Genomic DNA, 634 nt, shown 5'->3' with positions numbered 1-634 from the left:
AGGATGCGGTACACGGGCGAGCTCGGGGAGGCACCCGGGACCATCGCCCGCAGCGGCCCGGACGTGAGCACGGTGAGCGGCTCGCCGGTGATGCCGCGCAGGGGCTGGGGAAGGGCGTCGCGGATGCCGACGAGCGCCTCCTCCTGGCGGCCCCACACGGCGTCGGCGTCGGCGCCGAGGGAGGTGCCGCCCGACGACGCGCCGACGTCGGGATGCGCCCGCGTCTCCGCGGTGAGGTCGAGCCCGTTCGCGGCGACCCCGTCGAGCAGCTCGGCGAGCTGGGCGGTGTGCAGTGCGGCGACGGCGCGGGGCACCGCCGTCGCCAGCAGGGCACCGACGAGCACGAGCAGGGCGAGCGCGATCGACGCCCCGGGGCCGGCGAGGAACTGCCGGCGCAGGAGACCCGGCGTCGAGAGGTGCGACCGCGCGCTCATACGTCCTCCGCCCGGAGTCCGGGTCGCGACGCGAGGCGACCGACGGATGCCGCGGCACCGCCGCCGACCGCCGTGCACACTGCGAGGAAKGCGAGGAGGCCGGCGGCCCACGGCAGCCACGCCAGCTCGACGGGCACGGCCAGGGCTCCCGGGGCGCCGGCCACCGAGGCACGTGCGAGCTCCCGGGCGGTGACCCACGC

Annotated in this window: 2 protein-coding genes; both read right to left on the bottom strand. The window is 78.0% G+C overall.

The features are described from left to right. Nucleotides 1–434 (bottom strand): hypothetical protein (locus AC1DY2_RS20405; protein WP_476764073.1); only part of this gene is annotated, 434 nt, incomplete at its 3' end. Beyond that, nucleotides 431–634 (bottom strand): hypothetical protein (locus AC1DY2_RS20400; protein ID WP_476764072.1); only part of this gene is annotated, 204 nt, incomplete at its 5' end. The genes AC1DY2_RS20405 and AC1DY2_RS20400, both read right to left, overlap by 4 nt.

The sequence above is a fragment of the Agromyces sp. P1_H4 genome (assembly GCF_056405255.1).
This window is presented reverse-complemented; position numbering and strand designations above follow the sequence as displayed.